The 653-nt window shown below is 42.7% G+C and carries 1 pseudogene; it reads right to left on the reverse strand.

Annotated features, from left to right (window positions below):
* A pseudogene (locus JCM15548_RS20760) lies at window positions 1-546 on the reverse strand (IS21-like element ISGur9 family transposase); the annotation flags it as partial.
* Between the last annotated feature and the right edge of the window lie 107 nt (window positions 547-653).

Here is a 653-nt window from a genome sequence, read left to right on the forward strand (position 1 = left end):
CTGGGATGGTACCGCTTCGATATAAGCTTTCTGGCTGGCTCCAAGCACACCAACAAACACTTCGCACTCTACAACTTCGCCAGTGGTGGGGTTAATATAGCTTAGTTTCTGGCCAGTAAAATCAACGTATAGCTTGTCGCCAGCTTTATGTTCTATATGCATGCTGACTTTGCTATTCTTACGCCATTGGTAGTAATGGAAGCAAAATTGGCTGTATTCATAAGGATCAGGATGGTCTTGCTTGTACTCATCCCAAAGCACCTTTATCGAGATCTTATGCTTCTTTAATTGTTTGTCGAAATACGAAAACCTCCCATAAAGGTCATCATACTTCGGGTTAGCAGTTTTTTGGGAGCCATGTATAGCAGCCGTTAGTTCAGAGTCTGACAATGCTGAAATCTGGCTGTAGGCAAGACCGCTGCGCTTGAATCCATTCAGATAATCGCTAACGGTGGTTTTTCCAACATTTGAGAGTTTTGAAAGCTCACGCACGCTGGTAATGCCCCGCTCAAAATGCAATCTTAATAACTCACGTACTTTTCTCATGTCAATTCTTTGTTTGGCCATTTTTTTGTCTCTTTGGTTAATGGCTCAAAGATTATGAGAAAAGTGTCCGGAATCAAGCGGAATTACTGTCCGGAATCATCCGGTAG

Origin of the sequence: Geofilum rubicundum JCM 15548 (genome assembly GCF_000974365.1) — a bacterium.
GTDB lineage: Bacteria > Bacteroidota > Bacteroidia > Bacteroidales > Marinilabiliaceae > Geofilum > Geofilum rubicundum.